Annotated in this window: 13 protein-coding genes; all 13 read right to left on the bottom strand. The window is 69.4% G+C overall.

Annotated elements, in window-relative coordinates; all coding sequences use genetic code 11:
• Window positions 1–47 precede the first annotated feature (47 nt).
• Complete coding sequence (locus CACI_RS41090; protein WP_015796863.1) at window positions 48–2183, bottom strand: ABC transporter ATP-binding protein; 2136 nt, start codon at window positions 2181–2183, stop codon at window positions 48–50.
• Window positions 2180–3106: an ABC transporter permease gene (locus CACI_RS41095; RefSeq protein WP_015796864.1), complete on the bottom strand. Its 927-nt coding sequence runs from the start codon at window positions 3104–3106 to the stop codon at window positions 2180–2182. Before CACI_RS41095 ends, CACI_RS41090 begins: the two co-directional genes overlap by 4 nt.
• A gap of 58 nt (window positions 3107–3164) precedes the next feature.
• Window positions 3165–4148 (bottom strand): ABC transporter permease, encoded by a 984-nt coding sequence (locus CACI_RS41100; protein WP_015796865.1) that lies wholly within the window; start codon window positions 4146–4148, stop codon window positions 3165–3167.
• A 325-nt stretch (window positions 4149–4473) separates the two neighbouring features.
• Window positions 4474–6498 carry an ABC transporter ATP-binding protein gene (locus CACI_RS41105; protein ID WP_015796866.1) on the bottom strand — a complete coding sequence of 675 codons (2025 nt, stop codon included), beginning with the start codon at window positions 6496–6498 and terminating at the stop codon, window positions 4474–4476.
• Window positions 6499–6505: 7 nt separating this feature from the next.
• Entirely contained in the window at window positions 6506–7441 is a 936-nt protein-coding gene (locus tag CACI_RS41110) for an ABC transporter permease (protein WP_015796867.1), read from the bottom strand.
• Window positions 7441–8388 (bottom strand): ABC transporter permease, encoded by a 948-nt coding sequence (locus CACI_RS41115; RefSeq protein ID WP_015796868.1) that lies wholly within the window; start codon window positions 8386–8388, stop codon window positions 7441–7443. The genes CACI_RS41110 and CACI_RS41115 overlap by 1 nt, the downstream gene beginning before the upstream one ends.
• Before the next feature lie 43 nt (window positions 8389–8431).
• A complete protein-coding gene (locus tag CACI_RS41120) occupies window positions 8432–10336 on the bottom strand; it encodes an ABC transporter substrate-binding protein (protein WP_190276691.1) in 1905 nt (634 codons plus the stop codon).
• Between the two features lie 486 nt (window positions 10337–10822).
• Complete coding sequence (hemB, locus tag CACI_RS41125; protein WP_015796870.1) at window positions 10823–11794, bottom strand: porphobilinogen synthase; 972 nt, start codon at window positions 11792–11794, stop codon at window positions 10823–10825.
• A 167-nt stretch (window positions 11795–11961) separates the two neighbouring features.
• Window positions 11962–12420 carry a DUF5709 domain-containing protein gene (locus tag CACI_RS41130; protein WP_015796871.1) on the bottom strand — a complete coding sequence of 153 codons (459 nt, stop codon included), beginning with the start codon at window positions 12418–12420 and terminating at the stop codon, window positions 11962–11964.
• 92 nt (window positions 12421–12512) lie between these two features.
• Window positions 12513–14288 carry a uroporphyrinogen-III synthase gene (locus CACI_RS41135; RefSeq protein WP_083796232.1) on the bottom strand — a complete coding sequence of 592 codons (1776 nt, stop codon included), beginning with the start codon at window positions 14286–14288 and terminating at the stop codon, window positions 12513–12515.
• 5 nt (window positions 14289–14293) lie between these two features.
• Complete coding sequence (gene hemC, locus CACI_RS41140; protein ID WP_015796873.1) at window positions 14294–15247, bottom strand: hydroxymethylbilane synthase; 954 nt, start codon at window positions 15245–15247, stop codon at window positions 14294–14296.
• Window positions 15244–16566, bottom strand: a complete 1323-nt coding sequence (locus CACI_RS41145; protein ID WP_015796874.1) for a glutamyl-tRNA reductase — start codon at window positions 16564–16566, stop codon at window positions 15244–15246. Before CACI_RS41145 ends, hemC begins: the two co-directional genes overlap by 4 nt.
• Window positions 16563–17333: a redox-sensing transcriptional repressor Rex gene (locus CACI_RS41150; RefSeq protein WP_049872176.1), complete on the bottom strand. Its 771-nt coding sequence runs from the start codon at window positions 17331–17333 to the stop codon at window positions 16563–16565. Before CACI_RS41150 ends, CACI_RS41145 begins: the two co-directional genes overlap by 4 nt.
• Window positions 17334–17644: the final 311 nt, after the last annotated feature.

Below are 17644 nucleotides of genomic sequence, written 5' to 3' on the forward strand. Positions count from 1 at the left end.
CTCCCGTAGTGGAACGCTTGGGTAAGGGAAGTTGGAGGAGGAGCCGGTCAGACCACTTGCAGCGCGTCCGCGTAGTGGCACGCCGCGGCGTGGTCCGCCTTGCCGGGACGCGGCAGGATGACCGGGTCCTCGTCGCGGCATCTGCTCTGCTCGGCGGCGTCCAGCGACGCGTACTTGAAGCAGCGGTCGCGGAACCGGCAGCCGGAGGGCACGTTCGCCGGCGAGGGCAGGTCGCCGGGGAGCAGGATCCGCGAGCGCTCGCGCTCCCGGCGCGGGTCCGGCAGCGGGATCGCGGAGAGCAGCGCCTGGGTGTAAGGGTGCGAAGGCGCGTGGAAGACCGAGGACACGTCGCCGATCTCGACGATCCGCCCCAGGTACATCACGGCCACCCGGTCGGCGATGTGCCGGACCACCGACAGGTCGTGCGCCACGAACAGGTAGCTCAGGCCCAGCTTGGCCCGCAGCTCGTCGAGCAGGTTGATGACGCCGGCCTGGATCGACACGTCCAGCGCCGAGACCGGCTCGTCCAGGATGACGACCTTCGGGTTCAGCGCCAGCGCCCGGGCCACGCAGATGCGCTGCCGCTGGCCGCCGGAGAACTCCCGGGGGAAGCGCGAGGCGTGGTACGGCTCCAGGCCGACCAGCTCCAGCAGCTCCCTCACCCGCGCCGCCGCCTTGTCCGCGGACCAGCCGTGGGTGCGCAAGGGCTCTGCGATGGCCTCTCCGACCGGCATCCGCGGGTCCAGCGACGCCATCGGGTCCTGGAACACGATCTGGATGTCCTTGCGCATCTCCATGCGCTCGCGCCCGGACAGGTTCGCCGCCTCGCGGCCGAACACCGCGATCGAGCCGGCCTGCGGAGCCACCAGCTCCAGGATCTCCAGCAGCGTCGTGGTCTTGCCGCAGCCGGACTCCCCGACCAGGCCCAGGGTCTCGCCCTCGCGGATCTCGAAGTCGATGCCGTCCACGGCCTTGACCGTGCCGACGCGCCGCTTGAACACCGCGCCGCGCAGCAACGGGAAGTGCTTCTGCAGCCCGGTCACCGCCAGCACCGGCTCGCGCTGCTCGCGCGGCACGGTGTCCAGCTCCGCCGCCGGGATGTCCGGGATCGGGTAGACCTCGCCGATCGGGATGGTCCCGCTCTGCAGGTCGGCGCGGCGGTGGCAGGCCGACAGGTGCGCGTTGCCGCCGGTCGGCAGCAGCTCGGGCTCGGAGTCCCGGCAGATGTCGGTCGCGATCGGGCAGCGGTCGGCGAAGGGGCAGGCGTCCGGCAGCCCGACCATCGACGGCGGGTTGCCCTCGATCGGGGTCAGCGGCCGGCGGCCCTGCTCGGCGCCGCCGTCCAGGCGCGGGATCGAGCCGAGCAGGCCGATGGTGTACGGCATGCGCGGGCTGTAGTAGATCTCGTCGACGGCGCCCTGCTCGACCGGGCGGCCGGCGTACATCACCGCGACCTTGTCGGCGAACCCGGCGACCACGCCGAGGTCGTGGGTGATCATCAGGATCGCCGCGCCGGTGAGCTCCTGGGCGTTCTTCAGCGCCTCCAGGATCTGCGCCTGGATGGTCACGTCGAGCGCGGTCGTCGGCTCGTCGCAGAGGATCACCTTGGGGTCGTTGGCGATCGCCATGGCGATCATCACGCGCTGGCGCATGCCGCCGGAGAACTCGTGCGGGAAGTTCTTGAAACGCCGCTGCGGGTCCGGGATGCCGACCACGTCGAGCAGCTCCAGGGCACGCTTGCGCGCGGCGTCCCGGGACAGCTTCTGGTGCACGGTCAGCGCCTCGACGATCTGGTCGCCGACGGTGAACACCGGGGTCAGCGCGGACAGCGGGTCCTGGAAGACCATCGCGATGTCCTTGCCGCGGATCTTCGACATCTGCCTGTCGTTCAGACCCAGCAGTTCCCGGCCCTCGAGCTTCACCGAGCCGGTGACGCGGGCGTTGTCCGGCAGCAGGCCCAGGATCGCCATGGAGGACACGGACTTGCCGGAGCCGGACTCGCCGACGATGCCCAGCACTTCGCCCGGGTACAGGTCGTAGCTGACGCCGCGCACCGCGCGCACGTCCCCGGCCTCGGAGCCGAAGGTGACGTGCAGGTCCTGGACGGACAGCAGCGGGGAGCCGGACGGCGCCGGGTCGGCGGGGCGCCCGGAGGCGTCGGTCAGCAGCAGATTCCGGCTCATCGGGCCGAGGCTCCCGTCGAGTTGGGGTCGAGGGCGTCGCGCAGGCCGTCCCCGATGAAGTTGACGCACAGGATGATCAGCACCAGGACCGAGGCCGGGAACACGAACAGGTACCACTGGTCGGTGGAGGCGAACTGCGCCCCGTCATTGATCACGGTGCCCAGCGAGACGTTCGGGCTCTGGATACCGAAGCCCAGGAAGGACAGGAACGACTCGGTGACGATCGCAGCGCCCACGTTCAGCGTGTAGTCGACGATCAGGATCGAGGAGATGTTGGGCAGGATGTGCCGGCGGATGATCGTCCAGGACGGCACGCCCATGTACCGGGCGGCGCGCACGAACTCCCGCTCCCGGATGGTCAGCGTCATGCCGCGCACCACCCGCGAGGTGATCATCCAGCTGAACACCGCGATCATCGGCACCAGCACCAGCCAGCTCGCGCCCTGGAAGTACGGCGAGAGGATGATCAGCATCAGCAGCGAGGGCACGACCAGGAACAGGTCGGTCAGCCAGCTGATGGCCTTCTCCCACCAGCCGCCGAAGTAGGCCGCGGCGGTGCCCAGCAGGCCCGCCGAGCCCGTGGACAGCAGCGCCACCAGCAGACCGATGATCAGCGACTTCTGCATCCCGGAGACGGTCTGGGCGAACATGTCGTGGCCGACGTCGTCGGTGCCGAAGAAGTGGTCGCCGGTCGGCCCGGACTGGGTGTTGATCAGGTCGATGTCGCCCGGCGACCAGTGGGTCAGCAAAGGGCCGAGGAACGCGAAAGCGAACAGCAGCACCAGGCCGACCAGGCCCACCATGGCGAAGGTGTTGCGGCGGAACCGGCGCCAGACCAGGGCGGTGCGCCCGGAGCCGCGCGGGACGGCCGCCAGGGTCTCGACGGACTCGGCGACGGTGTCGGCCGGGGTCGGAGCGGTCATCACAGGGCCCTTCGGTGGCTGGCGCGAGTGCTCGCGGGGGCGGGGATCAGCGGAGGCGTCACAGCCGGACCCGGGGGTCGAGCACGGCGGTGATGACGTCCGAGAGCATCCCGGCGATCAGCACCAGCACCGCGGAGAACAGGGTGATCACCGCCACCGAGTTCACGTCGGAGTGGTTCGTCGCGTCGGTGAACCAGGAACCCAGGCCGTTCCAGCCGAAGACCCGCTCGGTGATGATCGCGCCGGCGAAGGTCAGGATCGTGGAGTAGGTCACCAGCGTCATGACCGGGATGACCGCGGTGCGCACGCCGTGCTTGAGGATCGCCCGGCCCTTCGTCAGGCCCTTGGCCCGTGCCGTGCGCAGGAAGTCCGAGCCCAGGACGTCGAGCATCTGGCCGCGCTGATAGCGGCTGTAGAAGGCGATCAGCCCCAGCGTCAGCGAGATGGTCGGCAGCAGCAGGTGGTCGGCGCGGCTGAACAGCTGCCCGAAGAAGCCGCTGGCGTTCGGGTCGATCTCGCCCTGGTACTGCAGGAACGGGGTGTCGCCGCCGACCGCCTTGTTCACCTGGACCGCGATCAGCTTCAGCAGCGGCGCCAGCACGAAGACCGGCATCGCGAAGACGATGTAGGACCCGAAGGTGATCGCGTGATCACTGAACTTGTACTGTCTGACGGCTTGGAAGGAGCCGATCAGGATCCCGAGGACGGCCGAGAGGATGGCCGCGACGCTGACCAGGCGCACGGTGACCCACACGCTGATCGAGAAGTGCTTGCCGACCGAGTCCAGCTGCCAGGTCTGGCCGAAGTCGCCGTGGGCGACGCCGCCGACCCAGTGCGCGTAGCGCTCGAGCACCGGCTTCTGCGGGTTCTCGTTGCGCTGGTCCAGCTCGTGGTACATGACCACGGCCGGGGTCGGCGGGTTCTTCTGCAGGTACATGTCCTTGGGGTGGAACGCCGAGGACGCGCCCAGGTACGCCAGCGACGTGGCGACGAACACCAAGACCACATAGTTCAGAAGCCTGCGAACTATGAAGGCACCCATGCCTGATCCTCCGTGCTCGAAAACCCACAACCCGGCCAATCGGGCGTAGATGTCGTCGAGCCCGTTGGTTCCAGGGTCGCGGATGTTTCCCGGGAAATCGATCACGAAAGGGGCACGAAGTGATCTCTAGTTATAAACCCTGATACACACCGTGAAAGGTCCATAGCGGGCAGTACACGCATATGGGTAAAAAAAGACACCGGGTACGCGGATGCTCACGCGAACCCGGTGTCCTCACCGTAGCGATCTTTGTTTGTGTCCACAATGTGAGAGGGCGTCAGGCCCTCCGTGCCGTGGAGCCCTTACCGCCACGGTGTGACCTTCGCTACTCCCAGATCGGGAAGTGGCACGCGGCCTGATGCCCGTCGCTGCCGTAGGGCACCAGCGGCGGTTCGGACTGCCCGCAGATCTCCTGCGCCGCCGGGCACCGGGTGCGGAACCGGCAGCCCGAGGGCGGGTTGATCGCGCTCGGCAGCTCGCCGACGATGCCGCTGCGGGCCTTGGCCTTCTCCGTCTCCGGATCGGCCACCGGGATGGTGTCCAGCAGACCCCGGGTGTAGTGGTGGACGGGCCGGGAGTACACCGACTCGGCCGGACCGATCTCCACCAGCTTGCCCAGGTACATCACGCCGATGCGGTCGGACACGTAGCGGACCACCGACAGGTCGTGCGAGATGAACAGGTAGGACAGCCCGTGCTCGGCCTGTACGTCCTTCATCAGGTTCAGGACCTGCGACTGGATCGAGACGTCCAGCGCCGAGACCGGCTCGTCGGCGACGATCAGCCTCGGCGCCGGCGCGAGCGCCCGGGCGAAGCCGACGCGCTGCCGCTGGCCGCCGGAGAACTCGTGCGGGTACCGCTCCAGCGCCGAGGCCGGCAGACCGACCTGCTCGAACAGCTCCTGGATCCGGGCGTCCCGGGACTCCTTGTCCCCAACCTTCTGGATGTCCAGCGGCTCGCGGACCACGGTGCGCACCCGCATACGCGGGTCCATCGCGGCGTAGCTGTCCTGGAACATCAGCTGGACGTCGCGGCTGTACTTGCGCCGCTCGCCCGGCTTCAGCGCCGCCAGGTCCGCCCCGCCCAGCTGCATCGAGCCGGAGGTGGTGTCCTCCAGCCCGGCGATCAGCTTGGCCACCGTGGTCTTGCCGCAGCCGGATTCCCCGACCAGGCCCACGGTCTCGCCCTTGCGGATGCTGAAGGACACCCCGGCCACCGCGCTGACCGAGCCGATCTGCCGGCGCAGGAAACCCTTGGTGATCGGGAAGTCCTTGACCAGGTCGGTGACCTCCAGCAGCACCTCGCCCAGCTCCGCCGACGGCAGCACCTCGGCCGTGGTGCGGTCGGTGAGGGTGACCACCGCCTCCTGGCTGGAGCGCTCGGCGGCGCCGACCGGGTGGAAGCAGGCGAACTCGTGGCCCACCTCGTCGACGCGGGAGGGCGGGTCCTGCGCGCGGCAGTCGTCCTGCGCGTACCGGCACCGCGCCGCGAACCGGCAGGCGGCCGGCGGCCTGGTGAGGTCCGGCGGCATGCCGGGGATCGAGTACAGCCGGGTGCCGCTGTCCGCGCCGCGCTCGGGCAGCGAGTCGAACAGCGCCTCGGTGTAGGGGTGCCGCGGATTGGAGTACAGCCGCTCGGTGGTCGTGGTCTCCACGATCCGGCCGGCGTACATCACGTTCACCCGGTCCGCGCGCCCGGCGATGACGCCGAGGTCGTGCGTGACCAGGATGACCGCCATGCCCAGGCGCTCGCGCAGGCCGTCGATCAGCTCCAGGATCTGCTTCTGCACGGTCACGTCGAGCGCGGTGGTCGGCTCGTCGGCGATCAGGAGCTTGGGCTCGTTGGCCAGCGCGATGGCGATCATCGCGCGCTGGCGCATGCCGCCGGAGAGCTGGTGCGGATAGTCCCGGGCGCGCTGCGCCGGGGAGGGCATGCCGACCAGCGAGAGCACCTCGATCGCGCGGTCGTGGCCCTCGGCCTTGCTCGCGCCGCGGTGGATCCGGACCGACTCGGCGATCTGCTTGCCGATGGTCATCGTCGGGTTCAGCGAGGTCATCGGATCCTGGAAGATCATTCCGACGTCGTTGCCGCGGACCTTGGCCATCTGGTCCTCGTCGAGCTGCAGCAGGTCCCGGCCGTCCAGGAAGATGCTGCCGTCCGGGCTGGAGCCGCCGTTGGGCAGCAGGCGCATGATCGACATCGCGGTCATGGTCTTGCCCGAGCCGGACTCCCCGACGATGCCGATGGTCTCCCCGGCCTCGACGGTGAAGCTGATGCCGTCGACGGCCTGGACCACCGAGCGCTTCAGCTTGATCTGGGTGTGGAGGTTCTGGACCTCTAGAAGTGCCATGGCCGCCTCACCGCTTCTGGAGCCGGGTCTCGAAGGCGTCGCGCAGGGCGTCTCCGATGAAGTTGCAGGAGATGATGATCAGCACGATGGACACGCCCGGCGGATAGATCATCCACCAGAAGTTCTGGTCCAGATAGCTGGATCCGTTCGCGAACATCCCGCCCCAGTCGTCGTTCGGCGCCTGCAGTCCCAGCCCGATGTAACTGAGCACGGACAAGGCGAAGACCGAGTTCGCGATGGACAGCGAGGTGTTCACGATCGTGGTGCCGATGGTGTTCGGCAGGATGTGCCGGAAGATGATCCGCGGGCTGCGCCCGCCCATCATCCGGCAGGCGGCCACGTAGTCGCGCACCTTGATGGTCAGCGTGTCCCCGCGGGTCAGGCGGGTCAGGCCGAACCAGCTGGTCAGCGCGATCACCAGGATGAACACCATCTTGGTGCGCCCGCGCGTGGAGGCGATGTAGATCAGCGCGAAGATGAGCGGGATCGACAGCAGCGCGTCGATCGTGCGCATCATGATCGAGTCCACCCAGCCGCCGACGTAGCCGGCGATCGCGCCGTACAGCATGCCGATCACCGAGGCCAGCACGCCGGAGGCGATGCCGATCTCCAGCGAGATCTGGCCGGCCTTCATCAGCTTGCCGAGCTCGTCCACGCCGTTCTGGTCGGTGCCCAGCGGGTGGCTGGGGCCCGGCGCCAGGGTGATCTCGTCCATCTGCACGTTCGAGGTGTTGCCGTGGTAGACCAGCGGTCCCAGGAAGCACAGCACGACGTAGAAAACCAGCACGCCGAAGGCGACCACGGCCAACCGGTTCTCCAGGAAGACCTCCAGACCGCGGCGGAACATCGAGCGCGGCTTCTCGGTCGGCTCCAGGCCCAGCATCTGCTCGGTCGACGGGAAACTCTCCCCCGCTCCGGGGGATTCGACGGCGATCTCGTCCATCAGGTGAGCCTTACTCGTGGGTCCAGGGCGGCGTAGGAGATGTCGGCCACCAGCGACCCGATGACCGTCACCAGCGCCGTGAGCATCGTGGTGCCCAGGACGATCACGAAGTCGTTCTGCAGCGCGGCGTTGATGGTCAGCACGCCGATGCCCTGGATGTTGAAGATCTGCTCCACCAGCAGCGCGCCGCCGACCAGGGCCGGCAGGGACAGGCCGACCAGGGTGATCATGGGGATCATCGCGTTGCGCAGCACGTGCCCGTAGAGCACGCGGCGCTTGGTCGCGCCCTTGGCGATCGCCGTGCGCACGTAGTCCTGGGTGAGCTCGTCGAGCATCGAGGAGCGCATGTACCGGCTGTATCCGGCCACCCCGCTGACCACCAGTGTGGCCACGGGCAGGATCATCTGGGCCGGCTGGGAGAACGCGGCGTGGAAGGAGTCGATCTGGTTGGCGATCGGGATCAGGTGGAACTGCACCTGGAACAGGTCGCGCAGCACGACGCCGAGGAAGAACACCGGGACCGCGTAGCCGATGAAGGAGAACGTGGTGATGGTGTAGTCGGTGACCGAGTTGCGGCGGGTGGCCTGCACCACGCCCAGCGGGACCGAGAGGACGATCGTGAACAGCAGGGCCAGGCCGACGATGTAGATCGACTGCCCCAGCGTTTCCTTCAGCAGATCATTGACACTCTGGTTGCGCTGGTAGCTGTAGCCCAGGTCGAAGTGCAGGGCCAGCCGGTCGAGCCAGTGCCCGTACTGCACGATCAGCGGGCGGTCCAGCCCCAGCTTGTGGTTCAGGACCGCCAGGCTCTGCGGGTTGTAGTTCTTCCCCAGCATCGCCCGCGCCACGCCGTTGGGCATCATGTGCATCATGCCGAACGTGGCGAGCGAGACGATGAACAGCGTCACGATCGACTGGAAGAATCGGCGGATCAGGTAGGTGGTCACCGCGACCCCCCGCCGGGGGTCGCGGTGACGTCAGTGCGCTTGGTCACTGGGTGTAGTACCAGAACTCAGGCTCGAAGCCCTGGAACGCGTCCTGACCGGAGTCGTGGAAGTTCTTCGCCACGGCGAACGGCCAGATGTCGTTGTTCATGAAGATCAGCGGCAGGGAGATGCTGGAGGCGTAGGCCTCGTAGTCGTACCAGGCCTGCGGGTCGCTGCTCTTGATGGTCTTGGCCACCGCGGCGTCGAACTTCGGGTCGGAGAACCCGAAGATGTTCGAGCCGGCGCCGGTGGTCAGCAGCGAGTCCGCGGTCGGGTTCAGCGAGAACACCCAGCCGCCGTAAAGAATCGCGTCCCACTGGCAGCCCGCCGGGGTGCTGGGGTCGCAGCCGACCAGCTCGCCGCCCAGGGTGTTCTGGGTCTTGGTGGTCAGGGTGATCCCGATGCCGGACTGGGCCGCGGTCTGCTTGTAGGAGGCCAGCATGGTGTCCATGGCCGAGTGCGCCGAGGGGTACTCCAGCGTGAACTCCGCCTTGTCGCCGGCGTTGATGCCCGCGCCGCACTGGTTGTCACCGGTACCGGGGGTCTTGCAGGTGGCCGGGGTGGTCGACAGATCCCAGCCGTGCGCCTGCATCAGCGACTTGGCCTCGGTCGGGTTGAAGGTCGCCGCGGCGGCCTTGGCGGCCGGGGACAGAACGTTGCCGTCGGGGTAGCCGGGCACGATGCCGGTGGTCGGGTAGCCCCACCCCTTGTACGGGCCCTTGATGGCGCCGGTCTGGTCCATGTCGTCCTGCAGCGCCTTGGTGAAGTACGGCTGCTTGAACAGGTTCCCGTGGTTCTTGGAGCCGAAGTTCACCTGGTAGTAGCCGATCGAGTCCAGCAGCGGACCCTTCTCGACGTCGTACCCGGCCGAGAGCAGCGGGTTGCCCGCCTGCAGGTTGTCACCGTTGTACTGCGGGGAGTCGGCGTTCGGGAACACGCCGATCTGCAGCGAGTTCGCGGCGGTCGAGCCGGCCTTCAGGGCCGTCCACTCCGCGTCCTGGCTCTGGAACGGCACGAAGTCGACCTCGTCCAGGACCGGCTTGTGCTCGCCGGTGAACTTGGTGTTCGGCACGATGGAGAACCCGCCGGAGGTGGCGTTGAAGTCCTTCAGAACCCACGGGCCGTCGACGATCTTCCACAGCGGGTTGCTGGCGAAAGTCTTGACGTCCTTGCCGGCCGCGTTCATGTACTTCCAGACCGCGTCGCAGTCGGCCTGCAGGGTCGGGGAGGTCAGGGTGTCCGTCGAACACTTGCCCTTGGTCCCGTTGCCGTCGGTGACGTCCCAGGCCAGCGGCATCGGCGTGACCGTCTGCAGGGCGTTGCCGACGATGTAGTTCTGGTTGTACTGCTGGTCGAACGTGATGCTGATGCTGGAGTCGCTGACCGTCGTGGACTTGACGTTGTCCGGCAGGTAGTTGACCGCCGCGGCCGCGTTCGGCGGGCTGTAGTAGCCCGAGTTCTTCTCCTCGGCCTTCATCATGTTCAGCCAGAACTGGACGTCCTGGCCGGTGACCTTCTCGCCGTTGCTCCAGTTCCAGGTCGACTTCAGCGGAACCGTGATGGTCAGGCCGTCCGCGCTCCAGGTCGGCTTCTCCGCCGGACCCATGTCGTAGTTGACCGCGAGCTTGTCGTTGAGGCCGACGAAATACAGCGGGCGGTAGAAGTAGTACTGGAACTGGCCCGCGTTCTGAGTGCTCAGCTGCTCGCTGCTCATGAACGGCCAGATCGCGTCCGGGCTCGAGCCGGCCGGCCACTCCGCGACGTGTGCGACGCCGCCCTGCTTGGCCGGTGCAGACGAGCTGCTGGCCGACGTGACCGGGTTCGTCGCGCCGTTGCCGTTGGAGCTCTTCTTCGAGCTCCCACACGCGGCGGCGGACGCGAGGACAGCGAGCACACCCGCTATCGCCACGATTTTTCGGGTATTTCTGACGGCCATCAAGAGCCCTCCCCTTCGACGGAGCCGGCTCGGTGTGTGGATCCGGGCCGGTCGCGGTTGTGAGCGCAGCCGACAGCACGCGGAAGGACTGGCAGTGGCGCCGAGGGTGGCTCACGACCACTCCTGCATACAGTGGCCCAACATAGGGGGAAAAGCGATCACGGATCGGCAACAAAATCGATGTCAAATGACCTACGGACCTGCTAGAGGCACCCGATCCGGGAATTCGGCAAGATCACTGAAGAAGGCGGAAAGATCTTGGAATCTCAAGATCTTTTATCTGTTGTCGCAGGTAAACCGGGGGTGTGATCGCGGCGTTGGATATCCACCTGTTGCTGGTGCGGGAAGCCCGCCGTAAAAGTATACGAACCCCCGCATCCTATCCACCGGGGTCAGGCAAGGGTCCGGCAAGGGATGAGGGGGTTCGAGGCAGGGTGCGCTCCGAAGCGGGAGGCTTTCCTAAAGCATGCGCGCGGCCTCCACGGCCCAGTACGTCAGCACCGAAGTGGCGCCCGCCCGGCGCACCGAGGTCAGCGTCTCCAGGATGGTCCGCTCCCGGTCCAGCCAGCCCGCGGCGGCCGCGGCCTCGACCATCGCGTACTCGCCGGAGACCTGGTAGGCGGCTACCGGAACCTCGGAGATGTCCGCGACCTGGCGGACGATGTCCAGATAGGACAGCGCGGGCTTGACCATGACCATGTCCGCGCCCTCCTCGATGTCGAGGCGGACTTCCCGCAGGGATTCGCGGGCATTGGCCGGGTCCTGCTGATAAGTGCGCCGGTCGCCCTCCAGGCTGGACTCGACGGCCTCACGGAAGGGACCGAAGAAGGCGCTCGCGTATTTCGCGGAATAGGCGAGTATGGCGGTGTCCTGAAAGCCCGATTCGTCCAGAGCGCGGCGGATTACGGCTACCTGCCCGTCCATCATCCCGCTCGGACCGACCATATGCGCGCCGGCCGCGGCCTGGCGGACGGCCATTTCCGCATAGCGCTCCAAGGTGGCGTCATTGTCGACGGTGCCGTCTTCCCGGATGACTCCGCAATGTCCGTGATCGGTGAATTCATCCAGGCACAGATCCGACATGACGACGATGCGGTCGCCGACCTCGTCGCGGACTTCGGCCAGGGTCCGCTGCAGGATTCCGTCGGGGTCGGTGCCGGTCGTGCCGCGCGCGTCCTTCTCCGCCGGGACGGCGAACAGCATGATGCCGCCGAGCCCTTCGGCGACCGCCTCGGCCGCGGCCTTCCGCACCGACGCCAGCGTGTGCTGCAGGACCCCGGGCATCGAGGTGATCGGCGCCGGCTCGGTGATCGTCTCCTTGACGAACAGCGGCAGGATGAAGTCGGCCGGGTGCAGACGGGTCTCGGCGGCGAGCCGGCGCATGGCCGGGGTGGTGCGCAGGCGGCGGGGGCGGTCCAGCGGGAAGCTCATACATTTGAGGGTACTCGCGGTTTTTCGCCCGCGAGACGCCCCCGCGTGTTCCGTGCGCGACGCTGCGGCCGCCGCCACCGGCCGTCGGCGAGGGATGCAAACCACCGGAGAACAGCGAAGGAGATGGAACGGCGAGGAAGGCGAGGGAGGTGGGGCAGGGAAGGAGTTCAGTCGACGGCGTCGTCGTATTCCTCGTCCAGTTCCTCATCGTCCACGACGTGCATCGCCGCCTCCTCCGCGGAGGCCGCGCCGCCGTCGATGCCGACGTCCTGCGCCGACAGATCGGCGTTGCCGCCGGAGTGCGAGCCCTCGTCGGGCGCCATCAGCCGGCCGGAACGCCGTCCGCCGACCTGGTCGCCCAGCAGCTCGCCGTCGCCGCCGGCGTAGTCGCCGAGGCCGTCCCAGTCCTCCGGGAGGTCCTCGTCGTCCGGCACCTCCTCGGCGAGGCGCTCGTCCATGGTCTCCGGATCGCGCAGCGCCCTCGGGCGCTCCGGCGGGGAGTACCCGGTGTCCAGTTCGTCCGGGCCCGAAATCAACGTGTCGGCGCCGTCCAGCTGCTCCAGCGGGTCCTGGGCGTCCGGATCCGGCTGCGGCAGGTAGACGTCGTCCGCGAAGCCACTGCTCATAGGGACTACCTGACCACTTCCGTCCCACGGGCGCAACTCATTGCCGGTTAACCTGCCGGTTCCGTGCGGCCGGCGTCGGCTCGCCGAGGACCTCAGCGCGCGGAGCGCCGCCGTCCGCCGGGCCGGCGCTCGGAGGGCCGGTAGAGCGGCTCGCCCGCGGACAGCGCGGACAGCCGGCGCGACTCGCCGAACGCCGCCAGCGCGTCGGCCAGCGCCGTCACCGACGCCGAGGGCGCCATGACGTCCACGCGCAGTCCGTGCTCCTCGGCGGTCTTCGCGGTCTGCGGGCCGATGCAGGCGATCACGGTCGCCGCGTGCGGCTTGCCGGCGATGCCGACCAGGTTGCGGACCGTGGAGGAGGAGGTGAACAGGACCGCGTCGAAGCCGCCGCCCTTGATCGCCTCGCGGACCTCGGCCGGCGGCGGCGCTGCGCGCACCGTCCGGTAGGCGGTCACGTCGTCGACCTCCCAGCCCAGCTCGATCAGGCCGGCGATGAGGGTGTCGGTGGCGATGTCCGCCCGGGGCAGGAAGACCCGCTCGATCGGGTCGAAGACCGGGTCGTAGGCCGGGAAGTCCTCCAGGAGCCCGGCCGCCGACTGCTCGCCGGAGGGCACCAGGTCCGGCTGCACGCCGAAGGCGACCAGCGCCGCCGCCGTCTGCTCGCCGACCGCCGCGACCTTTATCCCGGCGAACGCGCGGGCGTCCAGGCCGTACTCCTCGAACTTCTCGCGGATCGCCTTCACAGCGTTCTGCGACGTGAACGCGACCCACTCGTAGCGGCCGGTCACCAGACCCTTGACCGCGCGCTCCATCTGCTGCGGGGTGCGCGGCGGCTCCACGGCGATGGTCGGCACCTCGTGCGAGACCGCGCCGTAGGTGCGCAGCCGGTGCGAGAGCCCTTCGGCCTGCTCCTTGGTGCGCGGCACCAGGACCTTCCAGCCGAACAGCGGCTTGGTCTCATACCAGGACAGCGCGGCCCGGTCGGCGACGGCGGCGCCGACCACCACGACCACCTCGCCGCCGGCCGCGATCAGCGCGGAGGCCTCGATCGCGACCCGGGCCAGGGTGGAGGCCACGGTGCGCTGGGTGGTCATCGAGCCGTCGGCGGTCACCGCGACCGGGGTGGTCGCCTTGGCCAGGCCGGTCGCCTGCAGCGCGGCCGCGGCCGCCTCCAGCAGGTGCGCCGGGCCCACCATGACCAGCGTCTCGTGCGTGCCGAGCGGTCCGGCGCCGGGCTTGCCGGCGGAGTCCGCGACGTCGGCCAGCGAGCGGATGCGCACGCCGCCCTGGCCCGAGGAGCGGCCCAGCGAGATGCCGGCGTACAGCGGCACCGCGGTGGAGACCGCGACGCCCGGGACGATCTCGTAGACCACGCCGGCCTTGGCGCACAGCGCGGCCTCGGCCGCCACCACGCCGGACAGGCCCGGGTCCCCGGAGGTCAGCCGCACCACGCGGCGGCCGGCGGCCACCTCGGAGAGCAGGTTCTTCATCCGCGAGGCCGGGGTCAGCGAGACGGTCGCGTCTCCCAGCTCCCCCAGCTCGCCGCGCTCGTTCTCCACCACCGGCACCAGCGTGGCGTCCGGGTTCAGGTGAGTGCTGAGCCGCTCCAGCAGGCCGGCCTCGGCGGCGATCACGTCGGCGCCGGCCAGCAGCGCCACGGCGCGCAGGGTCAGCAGCTCCGGATCACCGGGACCGGCGCCGACGAAGGCGAGCAACGCCGTCGTCGCGCAGGAATCGAGCGCAGAGGCCGAACCTCGCTGAGTAGTCGTCACCATGCCTGCCTCACCCCCACCGTCCGTCTTGTCATCTTGCGCGGAAACCCCGCGGACGCCGCCGGCGCCCTCCAGGACCTCCAGGACCTTCACCATCTCCGTCACGCGCCGGCCTCCATCAGCTCGGCGGCGCCGTCGGCGAGCAGCGCCTGGGCCACCCGCCGTCCCAGAGCCTCGGGCTCGGAGACCGCGCCCGCGTGGGAAAGCCGCAGGCCGCGGGACCCGCTGACGGTAGCAACCACCCCGGTCAACGACAAAACGTTGTCATCCAAGGCGATCGCGTGGCCACCCACCGGAGCCGAACACCCGGCCTCCAGCACCGCCAGCATCGTGCGCTCGGCGACCACCGCGGCCCGGGTGAGCGGGGAATCCAGCACCGCGAGCAGCTCGGCGAGCTCCGGGTCCTTGCACTCCACGGCCAGCGCGCCCTGTCCCGGCGAGGGCAGGATCACATCGGGTCCGAAGACCTCCGTGGCCTCCTCGGCACGGCCGAGGCGCTGCAGTCCGGCCAGCGCCACCACGACCGCGTCCAGATCGCCGGAGCGCACGTGGTTCACGCGGGTGTCGACGTTGCCGCGGATCGGCACGATCTCCAGATCCGGGCGGATCATCTTCAGCAGCGCCATCCGCCGCGCCGCGCCGGTCCCGACCTTCGCCCCGGCCGGCAGGTCGGCCAGTTTCAGGCCGTCCCGGGCCACCAGCGCGTCGTTCACGGCCGCGCGCTCGGTGATCGCCGCCAGGTGCAGCCCCTCGGGCGCCGCGGTCGGCAGGTCCTTCAGCGAGTGCACCGCGAAGTCGACGTCGCCGGCGTAGATCGCCTCTCGCAGAGCGTTGACGAACACGCCGGTCCCGCCGATGACGGACAGCGCCTCGCGCGAGGTGTCGCCGTACGTGGTCACGTGGACCAGCTCCACAGCCCGCCCGGTGGCCGCGGTCAACGCCTCGGCGACCATCCCGGACTGCGCCAGGGCCAGGGTGCTGGCCCGGGTGCCCAGCCTCAGGGCCCGCTCAGGGCCTGGCGCGGGCGAGCCTTCGTCGGCCGGACTCCCGCTCATGCTGACACCTCATTCGTCGTGCCCGCGGCGTTCGCCGCGCTGACGGCCTCCACCGAGGCCGGATCGAGGCCGAAGAGCTCACGCAGCGCCTCGGCGTAGGAGGACCCGCCGGGCGCGCCGGCGAGTTGTTTCACGCGCACGGTCGGCACGTGGAGAAGCTTGTCGACCACGCGGCGCACGGTCTGCTCGACCTCGGCGCGGTCCTTGTCGCCGAGCCCGGGGGTCTTGCCCCGCAGCCGCTCCAGTTCGGCGCGGACGACGTCGGCGGCCATCACCCGCAGGGCGGCGACGGTCGGCGCGACGGCCTCCGCGCGCTGGGCGGAGGCGTAGGCCTCGACCTCGCCGAGCACCAGGTCGCGGACCGCGCCTATCTCCTGGGCGGCGCCGGCGGCCTGCGCGCTGCCGTCCTGGGCGACCCGTTCCAGGTCCACGACGTGCACGCCGGCCAGCTCCCGGACCGCCGGGTCGACGTCGCGCGGCAGCGCCAGGTCGACCAGCGCCACCGGGCGGCCGGGCGCGGAACGCTCCAGCATGTCGCCGGTGATCACGTACCCCGGCGCGCCGGTGCAGGCGACCACCAGGTCGACCTCGGCGAGCGCCGGCGCGATCTGGGCCATCGGCACGGCGACGCCGCCGTACTGCGCCGCCAGATGCTCGGCCCTCTCGTGCGTGCGATTCGCCACGACCATATGACGGACGCCGGCCCGATTCAGTGACGCGGCCGCCAAAGCGGCCATGGAACCGGCGCCGATGATCAGGACCCGCAGATCGTCCGGGCCCTCGACGCCGAGCGCCGCGTACGCGGCCTCCAGCGCCACCGACACCACCGACTGTCCGGCCCGGTCCAGGCCGGTCTCGCTGTGCGCGCGCTTGCCGACGCGCAGCGCCTGCTGCATCGCGTCGTTCAGCGCGCGCCCGGCGGTGCCGTGCTCCTGGGCGGTGGCCAGGGCGGTGCGGATCTGGCCGAGGATCTGCGGCTCGCCGACCACCATGGAGTCCAGGCCGCAGGCGACGGTGAACAGGTGCTGCACCGCGCGGCCGTCGTAGTGCACGTACAAGTGCTGGGTCAGCTCCGCCGGCGCCACGCCGGTGTGCACCGACAGCAGCTCGGTGATCTCGGTCACCGCGGCGTGGAACTTCTCGACGCCGGCGTAGACCTCGATGCGGTTGCAGGTGGCCAGGGCCGCGGCCTCGTGCACGTTCGGGGACGCGGCGAGGTCGGCCAGGAGTTTTCCGGTGCGCTCGGTGCTCAGGGCCGCGCGCTCCAGAAGCGCGTGCGGTGCGGACCGGTGAGACAGTCCTACGGCTAGAAGGCTCACGAGGGAATCCCGGTGTCGATCAAGGAGGAGTCGAGCTCTGAACGGTCGGGGGACGCCGCGGCCGGTCCGCCGGCGGTCTTCCCGCCGCCGTCGGGAGCCGCCGGGTCCGCCCCGGCCTGCGGCAGCGCGTGCCCGCCCTTGCGCTGCTCATGGAAGGCGAGGATCTGCAGCTCGATGGACAGGTCCACCTTGCGCACGTCCACTCCCTCGGGCACGTTCAAGACCACCGGCGCGAAGTTCAGGATCGAGGTGATCCCGGCCGCGACCAGCCGGTCGGCGACGGGCTGGGCGGCGGGCGCGGGGGTGGAGATCACGAAGATCGAGATTCCAAGGCCGCGGATCGCCGATTCCAGTTCGTCCGCATGCCGGACGCGCACCCCGGCCACCACCGAGCCGGTGAGGGCGGGGTCGGCGTCGAACAGGGCCGCCACCCGGAAGCCGCGCGAGGCGAACCCTCCGTAGTTGGCCAGCGCGTGGCCCAGGTTGCCGATGCCGATGATGGCCACGGCCCAGTCCTGGGTCAGCCCGAGTTCCCGGGAGATCTGGTAGACGAGGAAGGAGACCTCATAGCCCACCCCGCGCGTCCCGTAGGAGCCGAGGTAGGAGAAGTCCTTGCGGAGTTTGGCGGAGTTGACGCCCGCGGAGGCTGCCAGCTCTTCGCTGGAGACGGTGATGATCCCGCGCTCCTGCATGCTGATCAGGGCCCGCAGGTAGACCGGGAGCCGCGCGACCGTGGCCTCCGGGATGCCCTGCCGGTGGGAACGCAGCGAGGATCCGTTTCCGGAACGGGAGTCCGGACCTGTGCCGCCCGACGCGTTGCTGCTCGTGCTGGCCACGCTGCTCCTCATCGCGCTCGCGCCCGGCGTTGCCGTCGTGCTGTGGTTCCAAGTGTCTGGCAGCTGTGAAGCTCGACGACCGCGCGGTCTCGGGCCCCCTCGGGGTGCCCTGGCCAAATATGCGGCCGCAGAGGCGTCCGCGCCGTGGTTGCGCGCTTGTTCCTCCTGCCATGCACGATAGGCGTTTGTGAACGCATGCACAAAGTCTCGGCGGTCACACGATGGCGGGATGCCCTAATTGT

The sequence above is a fragment of the Catenulispora acidiphila DSM 44928 genome (assembly GCF_000024025.1).
In the GTDB taxonomy this organism is placed as follows: Bacteria; Actinomycetota; Actinomycetes; order Streptomycetales; family Catenulisporaceae; genus Catenulispora; species Catenulispora acidiphila.